The sequence below is a fragment of the Streptomyces sp. NPDC096040 genome (assembly GCF_040303265.1).
Classification (GTDB): Bacteria; Actinomycetota; Actinomycetes; order Streptomycetales; family Streptomycetaceae; genus Streptomyces.
Window position 1 is genome coordinate 47070 of the sequence record NZ_JBEOTA010000028.1, and the last position, 14234, is coordinate 61303.

Annotated in this window: 11 protein-coding genes; 8 read left to right on the forward strand and 3 right to left on the reverse strand. The window is 69.4% G+C overall.

Annotated features, from left to right (window positions below; translation table 11 throughout):
• Positions 1 to 806: 806 nt before the first annotated feature.
• Positions 807 to 1754 (forward strand): hypothetical protein, encoded by a 948-nt coding sequence (locus tag ABTY98_RS32135; RefSeq protein ID WP_352224576.1) that lies wholly within the window; start codon positions 807 to 809, stop codon positions 1752 to 1754.
• A 25-nt stretch (positions 1755 to 1779) separates the two neighbouring features.
• Here ABTY98_RS32135 and ABTY98_RS32140 read toward each other — a convergent pair whose 3' ends face one another.
• Complete coding sequence (locus ABTY98_RS32140; RefSeq protein ID WP_352224577.1) at positions 1780 to 2208, reverse strand: Rieske (2Fe-2S) protein; 429 nt, start codon at positions 2206 to 2208, stop codon at positions 1780 to 1782.
• 320 nt (positions 2209 to 2528) lie between these two features.
• On the opposite strand from ABTY98_RS32140, the gene ABTY98_RS32145 reads away from it, so the two are divergent.
• Both ABTY98_RS32145 and ABTY98_RS32150 read left to right on the forward strand, forming a co-directional pair.
• Complete coding sequence (locus tag ABTY98_RS32145) at positions 2529 to 3722, forward strand: LacI family DNA-binding transcriptional regulator (RefSeq protein ID WP_352224578.1); 1194 nt, start codon at positions 2529 to 2531, stop codon at positions 3720 to 3722.
• A complete protein-coding gene (locus ABTY98_RS32150; protein WP_352224579.1) occupies positions 3719 to 4630 on the forward strand; it encodes a carbohydrate kinase family protein in 912 nt (303 codons plus the stop codon). Before ABTY98_RS32145 ends, ABTY98_RS32150 begins: the two co-directional genes overlap by 4 nt.
• A 205-nt stretch (positions 4631 to 4835) precedes the next feature.
• On the opposite strand, the gene uvrA is transcribed toward ABTY98_RS32150, so the two are convergent.
• On the reverse strand, positions 4836 to 7868 hold the full coding sequence (gene uvrA / locus ABTY98_RS32155) for an excinuclease ABC subunit UvrA (protein WP_352224580.1): 3033 nt from the start codon (positions 7866 to 7868) through the stop codon (positions 4836 to 4838).
• Positions 7869 to 8092: 224 nt separating this feature from the next.
• Here uvrA and ABTY98_RS32160 point away from each other — a divergent pair, with 224 nt between their 5' ends.
• Both ABTY98_RS32160 and ABTY98_RS32165 read left to right on the forward strand, forming a co-directional pair.
• Positions 8093 to 8779 carry a maleylpyruvate isomerase family mycothiol-dependent enzyme gene (locus ABTY98_RS32160; protein WP_352224581.1) on the forward strand — a complete coding sequence of 229 codons (687 nt, stop codon included), beginning with the start codon at positions 8093 to 8095 and terminating at the stop codon, positions 8777 to 8779.
• Positions 8780 to 8823: 44 nt separating this feature from the next.
• A complete protein-coding gene (locus tag ABTY98_RS32165; protein ID WP_352224582.1) occupies positions 8824 to 9477 on the forward strand; it encodes an MBL fold metallo-hydrolase in 654 nt (217 codons plus the stop codon).
• A 454-nt stretch (positions 9478 to 9931) separates the two neighbouring features.
• On the opposite strand, the gene ABTY98_RS32170 is transcribed toward ABTY98_RS32165, so the two are convergent.
• Entirely contained in the window at positions 9932 to 10609 is a 678-nt protein-coding gene (locus ABTY98_RS32170) for a GAP family protein (protein WP_352224583.1), read from the reverse strand.
• 323 nt (positions 10610 to 10932) lie between these two features.
• Here ABTY98_RS32170 and ABTY98_RS32175 point away from each other — a divergent pair, with 323 nt between their 5' ends.
• The 3 genes from ABTY98_RS32175 (at position 10933) to ABTY98_RS32185 (ending at position 14174) form a co-directional block, all read left to right on the forward strand.
• A complete protein-coding gene (locus tag ABTY98_RS32175; RefSeq protein ID WP_352224584.1) occupies positions 10933 to 11520 on the forward strand; it encodes a hypothetical protein in 588 nt (195 codons plus the stop codon).
• Positions 11521 to 11637: 117 nt separating this feature from the next.
• The gene (locus ABTY98_RS32180) at positions 11638 to 12990 is read left to right on the forward strand and encodes a Dyp-type peroxidase (RefSeq protein WP_352224585.1); all 1353 of its coding nucleotides are present in this window, start codon (positions 11638 to 11640) and stop codon (positions 12988 to 12990) included.
• A gap of 56 nt (positions 12991 to 13046) precedes the next feature.
• Positions 13047 to 14174, forward strand: coding sequence for a catalase family protein (locus tag ABTY98_RS32185; RefSeq protein WP_352224586.1), 1128 nt, complete (start codon positions 13047 to 13049; stop codon positions 14172 to 14174).
• Positions 14175 to 14234 lie beyond the last annotated feature (60 nt).

Genomic DNA, 14234 nt, shown 5'->3' on the forward strand with positions numbered 1-14234 from the left:
ACTCCGGAACAGGCGGGCTCCGGGGCGCTCGCAAAGCGGGCTCCCGGCGTGTCCGGGGTCGCCGGGAGAGGTGGGCTCCGGGGCGCTCGGCGAAGCGGGCTCGGCGTGACCGGGACGCCGGGCGAGGCGGCCTCCGGCGCGCTCGGCGAAGCCGGCCTCCCGGCGTGAGCGGGGACGCCGGGCTGACGGGGCAGAGAGCCCTCGGAGCATCCGGTGACGGTGGGCTGAAAGGAGGGGCTCCGGGCTGTCCGGAGGCGGCACACCGGCCGGGGTCCCGGAGACGCGGGACCGGCGGCGGCATCTGCCCTGACGCGGCAGCGCAGGCCCGTCGTGCGTAGGCCCCTCGTGGTGCGGCTCGCCGCCTCGCGCCTCCGAAGTAGATCTCGGAATCGGCCACCTCGGTGGCATCGCGAGCCGTCCCGGCACCCCGCCCGCGCCTGCCCGGTCCGTGACCGGCGCCGAACCGCCGAGCCGATCGCAACGTACCTTGCACGGCTTCCTCCCGAAATCGGCGCCCTGTGTGCGAAGGGCGCTCGGTCTCCCGGACAACGATGGCGCCCTCTCCCCCGCACGGTCCTACCGGCGACGGGGTCACGCCTCGGCCAGGTGGGGGCCCTCGGCCGGCCGAAGGTGTTGTCGGGGATTGGTCAACACGCTTCAATGCGGGGGAACTCGGGGCCGTGAGCGGCGGCCTGCGGACGCGGCGTACCCAGGTGCGGCCGCCCCGACGCCGACGGGGTGGCCCCGGACCCGCGCCAACGGCCTGACCAGCCGTGGTGAACCCCCCAAGAGAAAGGCCCCTCTGCATGCGGCACGGCACACAGCACGCGGACGTCGCCACCGCGGAACTGGACTCGGCCCTGCGCGGCGGCCCCTTCCATGTGGCCCTGCGCGCCGCGATCGCCGCCCGCGGACTGCCGCTCCAGCGCGTGCAGCACCATCTGTCGCGCTACGGGGTCAAAGTAGGCGTCACCAGCCTGAGTTACTGGCAGCAGGGGGCCCGCCGACCCCAGCGCCCGGAGTCGCTGCGGGCCGTCCGCGCGCTGGAGGAGATACTCCAGCTCCCGGACGAGTCCCTGATCCGGCTGCTCGCCGATACCGACCAGGGCCCCTCCGTACGCCGCCCCGCCGCCCGCTCCTACCGCTCCCTGATCGAGGCATCCGACGTCCTGGACCGGCTGCAGGCCGAGCTCGGCTGGTCACTCGACGGCGGTCTGCACACCCTCGGACACCACGAGCGCGTACGGATCGGCGCCCACCGCGAACTGGCCGCCCGTGAATCGCAGCACATCGTGCGCGCCCACCGGGACGGCGTCGACCGCTTCGTGGCCGTCCACCACGGCGACCCCGGCTGCGCCCCGCAGCACATGACCGTGCGCGCCCTGGAGAACTGCCGCATCGGACGCGTCCGTTCGGACCCGGAGACCGGCCTGCTCGTCGCCGAACTCCTCTTCGGCGCCCGCCTGCGCTCCGGCGACACCTTTCTCTTCCGCTACGCCGTGGAGGACGGCACGGCCGGTGTCTCCCGCGAGTACGTCCGCGACTTCGGCTTTCCCGGCGGCCAGTACACCCTCCAGGTGCGTTTCGCCGCCGACGCACTGCCGATTCGCTGCCACCGGTTTGCCCAGCACTCCGCGGCGGCCCCGCGCAGCGGCCGGCAGGCGCTGCCGCTGAGCGGGCTGCACCGCTCCGTCCACCTGGTCGAGCCCCGGGCGCGGCCGGGCCTTCTTGGAATCGGCTGGGACTGGGAATGAACCGGCGTTGAACCGGCCCCGGGGATCAGGCGCCCGGCCCCGCCACGAGCCGGCCGTTCGCGGCCTTGACCGGCAGCTCGTTCAACGGCTCGGTGGCCGGCGACCGCACCACCTTCCCGGTGACCGCGTCGAACTCACTGCCGTGGCACGGGCAGACCAGCGTCGTGCCCTGAAGCTTGTTGATCGGGCACCCTGCGTGCGTGCAGATCGTGCTGTACGCCTTCAGGGCGCCGTCGGTGGACCGGCTGACGACGACGTTGTGCTCCCGGTAGAGCTTCGCGCCGCCCTTGGCGATGTCGCTCTCGGCTCCGAGGTCGACCGGGGCGGTCGGCGTCGCGTCCGCCGAGGCTCCGCCACCGGGAGCCGAGCAGGCGGTCAGCCCTAGCCCGACGACCGGTGTGACCGCCGCCCCGCGCAGGACGGTACGGCGGCTCGCGGAGGGTCGAACGGGCATGAGGGACTCCAGAGGGGGTGAGGCGCGAGGCCGGGGCCGTGGCGAGGCAGAGCGACGATACCTGGGCGGATCGCCCCGCTTCGGGGTGGGTCGGGTTATGGGGGCGAGGCCTGATGGCGCCCGGGGCCGAGGTGGACGCTGGTGGGCGCTGAGGGAGGCGTGAACATGCCTGGTGAGAGTTTCCACCCGATCGGACGTAAACGCTTACGTAAGCGTTTACGAGAGGGGTCCGGATGGGGTAGCTTCCCGGCCGAGGTGCGCGGCAACCCGGGGGAAACGGCGGCCTTACCCAAGGGCGGGAAGCGAAGGAGGGGAGCCCCATGCCCACCATGGCCGATGTCGCCCGTAGTGCCGGTGTATCGGTGGCGACCGTCTCCCATGTGCTGAACGAGACGCGACCGGTGCTCCCCCACACCCGTCAGGCGGTTCTCGACGCCATCGAGGAACTGGGCTACACACCCAACACCCTCGCCCGCTCCCTGGTGACCTCACGCACCCGCTCCATCGGGCTCGCGGTGTCGGCGATCAGCAACCCCTACTTCACGGAGATCCTTCAGGGCGTCGAGGCCGCCGCCCTGAAGCACGGCTACAGCCTGCTCATCGCCGATCCGCACGACGACCCCGGGCACGAACGCAAAATGGTCCAGCTTCTGCACGAGCGCCGCGTCGACGGCTTGATCGTCGCGCCCTCGGCCGACCCGCGCGAACTTCTTGCCTACCTCGGCCGACACGCCGTACCGACCGTCCTCCTCGATCGCGTGCTCGACGAGCACGCGGACAGCGTCCCGCGCTTCGACCAGGTCTGCGCCGAGAACACCGAGCCGATGGCCCGGCTCGTCGCCCACCTCGCCGGTCTCGGGCACCGCCGGATCGGCCTGGTCGCGGGGCTGCCGGGGCTCAGCACCACCAGCGAACGGATCACCGGCTACCGGCAGGGGCTCGCCACCGCCGGGCTGCCCCGTGACGAAGGCCTGGTGGTCCCCGGCAACTCCGAGTCCGCCGGAGCCGAGCGGGCCGCCGCCGCTCTGCTATCGCTTGCCATGCCGCCGACGGCGCTCGTCACCGCCAACAACGCGATGACCATCGGTGCCCTGCGTGCCCTGCTCACACACGGCCTCGCGGTGCCGGACGACATCGCCCTGTGCTGCTTCGACGACTTCGCCTGGGCCGACCTGTTCTCGCCCCGGCTCACCGCCGTCGCCCAGCCCAGCAGAGAGATCGGTGCCGAAGCGGTCCGGGTGCTCCTCGAACGGCTGGCCGCACCGGACCGGCCCGCCAGGACCGTACGACTTCCGTGCACCTTCGTGCACCGGACGTCGTGCGGCTGCCAGGAGGAGGATGGCGGGACGGAGAGGATCGCGTGGGCACGGTCGGCCTGGTCAGGCCGCTCGGCCCAGTCGGCGCGGTCGAGTCAGCTGTCTGCACGCTCCGAGCAAGTCCCGCAGTCCGGGCAGGCCGGCCCTCCCCGGCACCCCGAGTACCTCGAGCACCCCGAGGAAGGAACCCTCTCGTGATCGTCGTCGCCGGTGAAGCACTGATCGACCTGGTACCGCAGGGCACGGGCGCCCTCGCGGCCCTGCAGCCGGCGCTCGGCGGGGGTCCGTACAACACGGCCGTGGCCCTCGGTCGCCTCGGCTCCCCCACCGCGTTCTGCTCCCGCACTTCCTACGACGCCTTCGGCGAGGCCCTGCTGGACGGGCTGCGGCGCGCGGGTGTCGATCTCTCCCTCGTGGAGCGCGGCACGGAACCGACCACCCTCGCGGCCGCCACGATCGACGCGCAGGGCTCCGCCTCCTACTCCTTCTACGTCGACGGCACAGCCGACCGCCTGTTCACCGCCCCCGCCGGCCTCCCCGCCACGACCCGCGCCATCTCCTTCGGCACACTCTCGCTCGTCCTGGAACCGGGAGCGAGCGCCTACGAGGAGCTGATGCGCAGTGCGGCCGGGCAGGGTCTGTTCACCGCCCTCGACCCGAACATCCGGGCAGGTCTCATCACGGACCCGGACGCGTACCGGGCGCGCTTCAAGAGCTGGCTGCCCTCGGTGACTCTCCTCAAGCTCTCGGAGGAGGACGCGCTGTGGCTGGGCGGCACCCCGCGCGAATGGCTGGCGTCGGGACCCTCTGCAGTGGTGATCACTCACGGCGGTGACGGTCTCAGCGCCTTCACCCCCGACGGCACCGTGTACGCCATCCCCGGGGAGGAGGTCGCCGTCGTGGACACGATCGGCGCCGGCGACACCGTGAACGCGGCTCTGCTGCACGGACTGGCCGCCCAGGACGCCCTGTCCGCCGGGGCGCTCGCGGGACTGGGCGCCGACGGCTGGACAAGGCTGCTGCGATTCGCGGCGCGGGCAGCCGCGATCACCTGCTCCCGGGCGGGCGCGGAGCCGCCGTACGCCTCGGAACTCGGGGGGCTGTAAGGGATGTTCGGCCTCTCCGTCGCCGATCCACCCGTTTCACCGGTTTCACCCGTTTCACGGCGCCGCTGATTCCGCTATTGATGAGTCAAGGTTCGTCGTAGCCGCGGAGATCGGGCGGCTGATTGTGCAACGTGCGGCGCCCCCCGGGAAGTTCCCGGGGGGCGCCGCACTTTTCTGGATTTGTCCGAGCCGGTTACCCGGGGGCTCAGGCCTTGCGGGCCCGCGTCGTCGTCTTCTTCGCGGTCGCCGTCTTCCTCGTGGCCCCGGCCGCCTTCTTCGTGGCCGTGTTGTTGGCGGTCGTGGCGGTCGTCGTCCTCTTCGCCGCCGACTTGGCCGCGACCGTCTTCTTCGCCGCTGCCTTGCGCGGGGCCTTCACCGAGCTGGCGTCGCTGATGCGATCCGCGCCGAGGACCTCGCGCAGGAACTTGCCGGTGTGGCTGGCCGGGACGGCGGCAACCTCCTCGGGGGTGCCCTCCGCGACGACGAGTCCGCCACCGGCACCGCCTTCCGGACCCATGTCGACGACCCAGTCCGCGGTCTTGATCACATCGAGGTTGTGCTCGATCACGATGACCGTGTTGCCCTTGTCCACGAGGCCGGCGAGGACCTTCAGCAGCTTGCTGATGTCCTCGAAGTGCAGACCGGTGGTCGGCTCGTCCAGGACGTAGACCGTGCGCCCGGTGGAGCGCTTCTGCAGCTCGCTGGCGAGCTTCACCCGCTGCGCCTCACCGCCGGACAGGGTGGTCGCGGACTGGCCGAGGCGGACGTAGCCGAGACCGACGTCGTTCAGCGTAGTGAGGTGACGGTTGATCGCCGGGACGGCCTCGAAGAAGTGCATCGCTTCTTCGATGGGCATGTTCAGGACCTCGGAGATGGACTTGCCCTTGTAGTGGACCTCCAGCGTCTCCCGGTTGTACCGGGCTCCGTGGCAGACCTCGCACGGGACGTAGACGTCCGGGAGGAAGTTCATCTCGATCTTGATGGTGCCGTCGCCCGCACAGTTCTCGCAGCGGCCGCCCTTTACGTTGAAGGAGAAGCGGCCGGGCAGGTAGCCGCGGACCTTCGCCTCGGTGGTCTCGGCGAACAGCCTGCGGACGTGGTCGAAGACGCCGGTGTACGTCGCCGGGTTCGATCGCGGGGTGCGGCCGATGGGCGACTGGTCCACGTGCACGACCTTGTCGACGAGGTCGTCGCCGTCCACCCGGGTGTGTCTGCCGGGGACGTTCCGCGCACCGTTCAGCTCGCGCGCCAGGTGCGTGTACAGGATGTCGTTGACCAGCGTCGACTTGCCGGAGCCGGACACACCCGTGACGGCCGTGAACACGCCCAGCGGGAAGGACACGTCGATGTCCTGGAGGTTGTTCTCGCGGGCGCCGTGCACCGTGAGCCGGCGGGACGGGTCCTGCGGGCGGCGGATGTCGGGCAGCGGGATCGCCTTCTTGCCGGACAGGTACTGACCGGTCTGCGACTCCTCGTTGGCGAGCAGTTCCTTGAGGGAGCCGCTGTGCACGACCTTGCCGCCGTGCTCGCCGGCGCCGGGGCCGATGTCGACGACCCAGTCGGCGACCTTGATGGTGTCCTCGTCGTGCTCGACGACGATGAGCGTGTTACCCATGTCGCGGAGCCGGACCAGGGTCTCGATCAGCCGGTGGTTGTCGCGCTGGTGCAGGCCGATCGACGGCTCGTCCAGGACGTACAGGACACCGACGAGACCGGAGCCGATCTGGGTGGCCAGGCGGATGCGCTGGGCCTCGCCGCCGGAGAGCGTGCCGGCCGCGCGGTTCAGCGAGAGGTAGTCCAGGCCGACGTCGACCAGGAACCGCAGCCGCTCGTTGACCTCCTTCAGGACGCGCTCCGCGATCTTCTTGTCGCGGGCGTTGAGCTTGAGTTCGCCCAGGAACTCCGCGCAGTCGCTGATGGACATCGCCGAGACCTCAGCGATCGACTTGTCCATGATCGTGACGGCGAGGACGATCGGCTTCAGGCGCGTGCCCTGACAGGTCGGGCAGGGCACCTCGCGCATGTAGCCCTCGAAGCGCTCACGGCTGGCGTCGCTCTCGGCCTCGCTGTGCCGGCGCTTGACGAACGGCACCGCACCTTCGAAGGGCGTGGTGTACACGCGTTCGCGGCCGTACCGGTTGCGGTAACGGACCTCGATCTGTGTCTTGTGGCCGTAGAGCAGGGCCTTCCGGGCGCGCTGCGGCAGGCCGGCGAAGGGGATGTCGGTGCGGAATCCCAGCGCGTCCGCGAGGGCCCCGATCAGACGGCCGAAGTAGTCCTTGGTGTGCCCGTGCGACCAGGGGTGGATGGCGCCCTCGTCGAGGGACTTGTCCTCGTCCGGGACGATCAGCTCCGGGTCGACCTCCATGCGCGTGCCGATGCCGGTGCACTCGGGGCAGGCACCGAAGGGCGAGTTGAAGGAGAAGGAGCGGGGCTCCAGCTCCTCGAAGGACAGGTCGTCGTACGGGCAGTACAGGTGCTCCGAGTACATGCGCTCGCGCTCGGGGTCGTCCTCGGCGAGGTCGACGAAGTCGAGCACGACCATGCCGCCGGACAGGCCGAGCGCGGTCTCCACGGAGTCCGTGAGGCGGCGCTTGGCGGTGTCCTTCACCGTGAGACGGTCGACGACCACCTCGATGGTGTGCTTCTCCTGCTTCTTCAGGGTCGGCGGTTCGGAGAGCTGAACGGTCTCACCGTCGACACGCGCGCGGGAGTAGCCCTTGGTCTGGAGATCGGCGAAGAGGTCGACGAACTCGCCCTTGCGCTCGCGCACCAGCGGCGAGAGCACCTGGAAGCGGCTCCCCTCCGGCAGCTCCAGGACCTTGTCGACGATGGCCTGCGGCGACTGGCGGGAGATCGGGCGGCCGCACTCGGGGCAGTGCGGCTTGCCGATGCGTGCGAAGAGCAGACGCAGGTAGTCGTAGACCTCGGTGATGGTGCCGACCGTCGAGCGCGGGTTGCGCGAGGTGGACTTCTGGTCGATGGACACCGCCGGGGACAGGCCCTCGATGAAGTCCACGTCCGGCTTGTCCATCTGCCCGAGGAACTGGCGGGCGTACGAGGAGAGCGACTCCACATAGCGACGCTGGCCCTCGGCGAAGATCGTGTCGAAGGCCAGGGAGGACTTGCCCGACCCGGACAGCCCCGTGAAGACGATGAGCGAGTCACGAGGCAGGTCGAGCGAGACATTCTTCAGATTGTGCTCGCGCGCGCCACGGACGATGAGACGGTCGGCCACAGCCGGTCCGCACCTTTCTTGAGAGAAGTGACAGGGGCAGGGCCCCGTGCTTCTTCAGACTAGGGGGAGCCACTGACAACGCCGGTCGGATTCCTGGATGCGTAAACAATCCCGGACCATCCAGCATGCCCGACGCCGCTACCGACGATATAGCACGCCCATTCGATTAACGGAGCCCGTGCGAAACCTTCACCCGAAGGGGTGGCAGGGCTACTGTCAGCCCCATGATTGATCACGCTCATGACCTGGCGTCTGTACAGGAAGCGACGGACCGGCTCCTCACCGCAGTCGCCAAACTGGACAACGCCTCCGTAGCGCGACCGTCACGGCTGCCCGGCTGGACGGTCGGTCACGTCCTGGCCCACCTCGCCCGCAACGCGGACGCGCTCACGAACGTCCTCGGCGGACGTCCCATGTACGTCTCCGGCGAGGCCCGGGACGCCGACATCGAGCGGGACGCACCGCGCCCACTCGACGCCCAGCTCGCCGACCTGCGCGAGAGCGAAGCCCGCTTCCGGGCCAGAGCGGCAGAGCCGGCAGACTGGACGCGCACGGTGGAGCTGCGCAACGGGGTCACCGACGCGGCGGCACGGGTGCCGTTCCGGCGCTGGGCCGAGGTCGAGCTGCATCATGTCGACCTCGGCATCGGCTACGAGCTGGAGGATCTTCCGGAGGAGTTCAAGGAGCGGGAGATCGACTTCCTGGCGGACCGCTTCCTCGCGCACTCCGACGTCCCGGCGACTCGGATCACAGACGGCACGCGCGCGTGGAGCACAGGACGGCAGGCGTCCCGGCCGGAGGTCACCGTCACCGGCCGTCCTGCCGACCTGCTCGGCTGGCTCGCCGGGCGCCGTCCAGGAGCCGCCCTGGAGGTGTCCGGCGGGCCCCTGCCCGCGCTTCCTCCGCTGTAGCGCACGGCACCTCGCCGGCCACTCCCCGCTATAGGCTGACCGCCATGACGTACAGCGGAGAGGTGACGGTCGGCGGGCCGGCGGACGTGCACGAGCTCAAGGACCTGATGATCACCAAGATCGCGGTCGGGCCGATGGACAACAACGCCTATCTGCTGCGCTGCCGCGCCACGGACGAGCAACTGCTGATCGACGCGGCCAACGACGCGGAGACGCTCCTGGGCATGATCGGTGACGACGGCATCGCGTCCGTCGTCACCACGCACCAGCACGGCGACCACTGGCAGGCGCTGGCCGAGGTCGTCGCCGCCACGGGCGCCCGGACGTACGCGGGCCGCGAGGACGCCTCCGGCATCCCGGTCCCCACCGACGTCGCCGTCGACGACGGCGACGTCATCCAGGTCGGCCAGGTCGAGCTGACCGCCCGCCACCTGGTCGGCCACACCCCCGGCTCCATCGCCCTGGTCTACGACGACCCGCACGGCCATCCACATGTCTTCACGGGGGACTGTCTCTTCCCGGGCGGCCCTGGCCGGACAACACAGCCGGGGGAGTTCAACTCCCTGATGGACGGCCTGGAGACCAAGCTATTCGACGTCCTGCCCGACGAGACGTGGATCTACCCCGGCCACGGCAACGACACCACCCTCGGCACTGAGCGGCCCCACCTCGCGGAGTGGCGCGCGCGAGGCTGGTAACCGCCCAACGCCGACTGGTTCTTTACGGCCACGCCGCACACGCGCAGCGCCGTGGCCGGGCGGCAAGGACTTCGCGGCGTACCCACGCCCTGGTGCAGTTCGCCCCTGTCCGCGCGAACCCGTGGGCAGCGCAGGAGGTCACAAGTGGCCGGCCAAGGGGCCGGACGGCAAGTCCGTGGGTTTGACCGTGACTCCCCGCAACACTAGACACATCATGAAGCCGCCACGCCATGAGCACGCCCCGACCCCCTATACCCGGGGCGCCTTCCTGGCCGTACTGCGCAAACGGCGTAGATCCCTCTACCGATCCTGTCGGTTGCTGCGGCATCCACGTCCCCGGCCATCGCCCACCCGGCCGACGCCGACCTCGACACCTACCTGGCCAGCCTGACTCCCGGGACTGCTGCGGGTTTACGTCTGTGATCGGACCGCACCGCAACGTGTGGTGGCTCTGTCAGGAGGTGAGGATGGAGATGCCGTCTCCGAGCAGTTTCAACCCGAGGACGAAGAACAGGACTGCCATCACGGCGATGTTGTGCTGGGCCGCCCAGTCTTTCCAGTTGCCGAGTGTGGTCTTGGCACGGACTCCGCCCAAGAGGAAGACGCCGAGCGGGACCAGCAGGCCGAGTGTGGCGATCACGACGAAGATCGCCAGTGATGCGATCTGCTGCCCGACCGGCAGTCCGGCTGAGCCGATGGCGGCGCCGGCGGCGATGGTCAGCGGGGCGTTCTTGGCGTTGAGCGCGGCCAGGGCCGTTCCGAGTCCGAAGACCTTGACCGGCGTGAGGCGGTCGATCGCGCCCATCCACTTCGGCAGCTTTGCCTGCGAGTGATCCTTTGGGCGCCGCCGCCACTGCCGGGCGCCGAAGAAGAGGAGGAGCAGGCCGAGAGCGAGCTTGAGAGCCCCCACCCAGGTGGCCGGGTGCTTGTGCGCGGAGGCACCCGCCGGGGAGGCGATCGCCAGCATCACGGCGCCCAGGGCCGATAGCCCGAGGATCCAGCCGACGGTGAAGAGGATTCCGTTGAGCCGTCCTCGGGGCGTGGCGAGGATGAGGATGACGGCGATGATCGGAAGCGGGCTGACCGCGACGCCGGCCGCGAAACCCAGCACGTCACCGAGAACTGCGCCCATGGCTGCCTCCAGCTGGGGTCAGGGGGCGATCCGCCTGCCCGGCGCGAGGGGTTCTTGAGCGAAAGGTCGCGCCGCGGCTTCACGGCCGCGTGGAAACGGCGGACCGAGAGGGTGACAACCCCGTACTCAGCACGCACGGCCCAGTCCCATCTTCCTGTCCCCGGCTCGATCTGTCCTCGGCAGCTTCGACTCGGGCCGCGTTCCTCGGCGACCGAGATGCGAGGCTGTGCATCCGTGGTGAGCATGGACTGGTGAGGGCGATGGTGCCCTGGGTTCGGGCGCTTGGTGACCCTCACCCCGATCCGTGGCAGGGGAGTCTCACGATGACTGCAACGGCACAGAGTCAGTCGGCTCAACCCGAACGTCCGGGCAGGTCGGATGGGGTTTGCAGCGAGTTCACTGTGTTCACCGAGATCAAGCCTGGCCATGCTGACGGGCTGCGGAAGGATCTCGCCGCGATGTCCGACGCGGCCGTGTCGGAGAGGGTTCATGCGGCGGTGCGCCAGATCGGCACCCTGCATGACGCACGGCACGTGATCTTCGACAACGACACCCGGTTCATGTTCGCCAGCGTCTTCGACGGCTCGTGGGACGCCTACATCGACGACTTCGCCAAGACGGTGGTCGGGGAGCGCTTCGACAAGGTCTTCTCCCACAGCGTGGGGTTCCCCGGCGTCAAGGATCCCGGGGTGAAGGACTGGTTCGTGGCCCGCCAGGCGCCCGCGAACGTCTTCGTCAGCGCCTATCCCGATCTGACCGTTCAGCAGATCTACAAGGACCATCGCGTGGAGGAGGCGTTCGAAGAGGTGCTGGACACCGCCGAGTTCCGCGCGGCGCTTGAGAACCCGGCCAACGTGGAGCTGGTGAACACGCCTGCCTTCCAGAAGCTGCTGGAAGAAGCCTCAGCCTAGAACCCGGGCGCAGCTGTCCCGCAGAGCTGTGCCGACTTCGGTGGAGCGCGTCGGTGGGCGCGAACCAGCCTCTGCGGGGCTGTCCGGACAGGAACCGATGCGGAGGCCAGAAAGATCATGAGCACGGCAGACAGCGGCAGCGGGGCCGGTGTACGCGTCGAGATCGAGGACGTCCAGAGCGGGGCGCTGCGCCCGCGGCCCGTCCCCTACGAGGGGAAGTTCACTTTCCTGCACGTCGACGACCGCCGTGCCGGGCGTGCCCTGTTGCGGCGGTTGCTCCCGCTGACCTCGGGCGGCCTGCCGAGCGTGGACCGGAGCCGGGATGCCTGGGTGGCTGTGGCGTTCACCTATCAGGGACTGAGGGCCCTTGGGGTGCCCCAGGAATCGCTGGACAGCTTTCCGCGGGCGTTCCGTGAGGGCATGGCCGCTCGGGCGGAATTGATCGGTGATGTGGGCGAGAACGCCCCGGCTCAGTGGGAGAAACCGTTCGGGACGGGCGACATCCATATCGCGTTGAGCGCCCTGGCCTCAGATGCGGCGCAACTCGACCGGGAACTGGAGCAGGCCCAAGTCGCTTACCAGGAAACCCCCGGTGTCCAGGTGATCTGGGAACAGGACGTCCACCAGCTTCCGACCGGACGCACCACCTTCGGCTTCCGGGACGGCATCAGCCATCCGAACATCGAAGGTGTCGGACTGCCCGGCTCCAATCCACAGGAAGCCCCCATCAAGGCCGGCGAGTTCATCCTCGGCTACCCCGACGAAACCGGCAATCTGCCGGCCATGCCCAGCCCCGAGGTGCTGGGACGCAACGGAACCTACGTGGCCGTTCGCAAGATTCACACCAACGTGGCGGCCTGGCGCCGGTACCTGCGCGCCAACAGCTCCAACGCCGAGGAGGAAGCACTCCTTGCGGCGAAAATGGTCGGACGCTGGCCGAGTGGCGCGCCGCTGACGCTGACGCCGGAGCACGATGACCCGGAGCTGGCGGCGGACCCGCAGCGCGTCAACAACTTCCTGTACCGGGACAACGACGATCGCGGCTTGCGATGCCCCGCCGGCGCACACATCCGCCGGAACAACCCCCGCGACGCCACCATCATCGGCGACGCGCGGATGCATCGGATCATCCGCCGCGGCACCACCTACGGCCCGCCGCTGCCCGAGGGCGTCCTGGAAGACGACGGTGCCGACCGGGGCCTGGTCGGCGTCTTCATCGGGGCCCACCTGGAGCGGCAGTTCGAGTTCATCAAGGCAGAGTGGGTCAACGACGGCAACTTCATCGGCTACCCCGGCGAGCAGGACCCGGTGGCCGGGCATCACGACGGAACCAGCAGCGTCACCATCCCCGCCAAGCCGGTCCGGCGCCGCCTGCGGAACCTGCCCAGCTTCGTGGTCACCCGCGGCGGTGAGTACTGCTTCGTACCGGGGCTGCGTGCCCTGCGCTGGCTCGCCGAACTGGAGGACTGAAGGTAAACCCCCACCCCTGAGGCCCGATCTCGCTTCTCGGAGGAGAGGTCGAAGTCATGGCAGCACAGTTCGTCCCCTACACGCCTGACGTCGAGGTACAGGACCCGGACTTCGACCAGCACGTGCAGACGGTGATCGAGAAGACAGAGAGCTACATTGCCGAGTCCGTCCAGGCCGGGGGCACCGGACAGGCCCTGCGCGACGCCCACGCCAAAGGCTACGGACTGGTCCGTGGAGAAGTGGAGATCCTGGACGGGCTGCCCCCCGAGTACGCCCAGGGCATCTACGCGACGCCGGGAACCCACGATGCGCTCATCCGGTTCTCCAACGGCTCGCCGCACGCCGGCGCCGACGCGCGACTGGGTGCCGCCACCGGACTGGCGCTGAAGGTCTTCGACATCCCCGGCCCCACCCTGCTGGAAGACGAACCGGACACGGGCACCTTCGACTACGCCAACATCAACGGACCGATCTTCTTCTGCAACACAGTCGAGCACTACCTCTTCATCCAGGAACTGTTCCTGAACGCAGCGGCCTACTTCTCCCAGGGCCGGCCCGGCGCGCATCGCTTCTTCACCGAGTTCGTGACCGGCAAGGGAACGCTGGACCAGGACAACTGGGCATGGGACGAGTTCCTGGCCTTCCTCCGCCTGTCGAAGACCCCTCCGGCAAACCTGCTCCTGTCGAGCTACTGGACGATGGGCGCGGTCAGACACGGCGACTACATCGCCAAGGTGCGCATCACACCCGACCCGGACTGTGCCGCCGCGGTGGTCCGGCGCACCATCGACCCGTCCTCCGCGCAGGAGGTCTTCCGACCGGCCCTCCAGGCCGAGTTGCAGGAGCGGCCCTACGCCTTCGACATCCAGGTCCAGCTCTGCACCGACCTGGAACGCATGCCGGTGGAGGACACCACCGTGGAGTGGCCCGAGCAACTGTCGCCGTCCGTCATCGTGGCCAAGCTGCGGCTCCCCCAGCAGGACATCTCCGGTCCGGAGAACCTGGCGAAGATGGACTCACTGTCCTTCACACCCTGGCGCGTCACCGCCGAACACGCCCCACTTGGCAACATCATGCGGGCCCGCAAAGAGGTCTACCGACAATCCTCCATCCAACGCCACAAACTCAACCAGCAGCCACGCAAAGAGCCCCGCAGCGCCGACGAGGTGCTTGACGCCCGATAAGCCTCAGTAAGCTTCCGCCAGCTTGAAGACGTCGGCGGCGAGGCGAGCCGGGTACGCCGT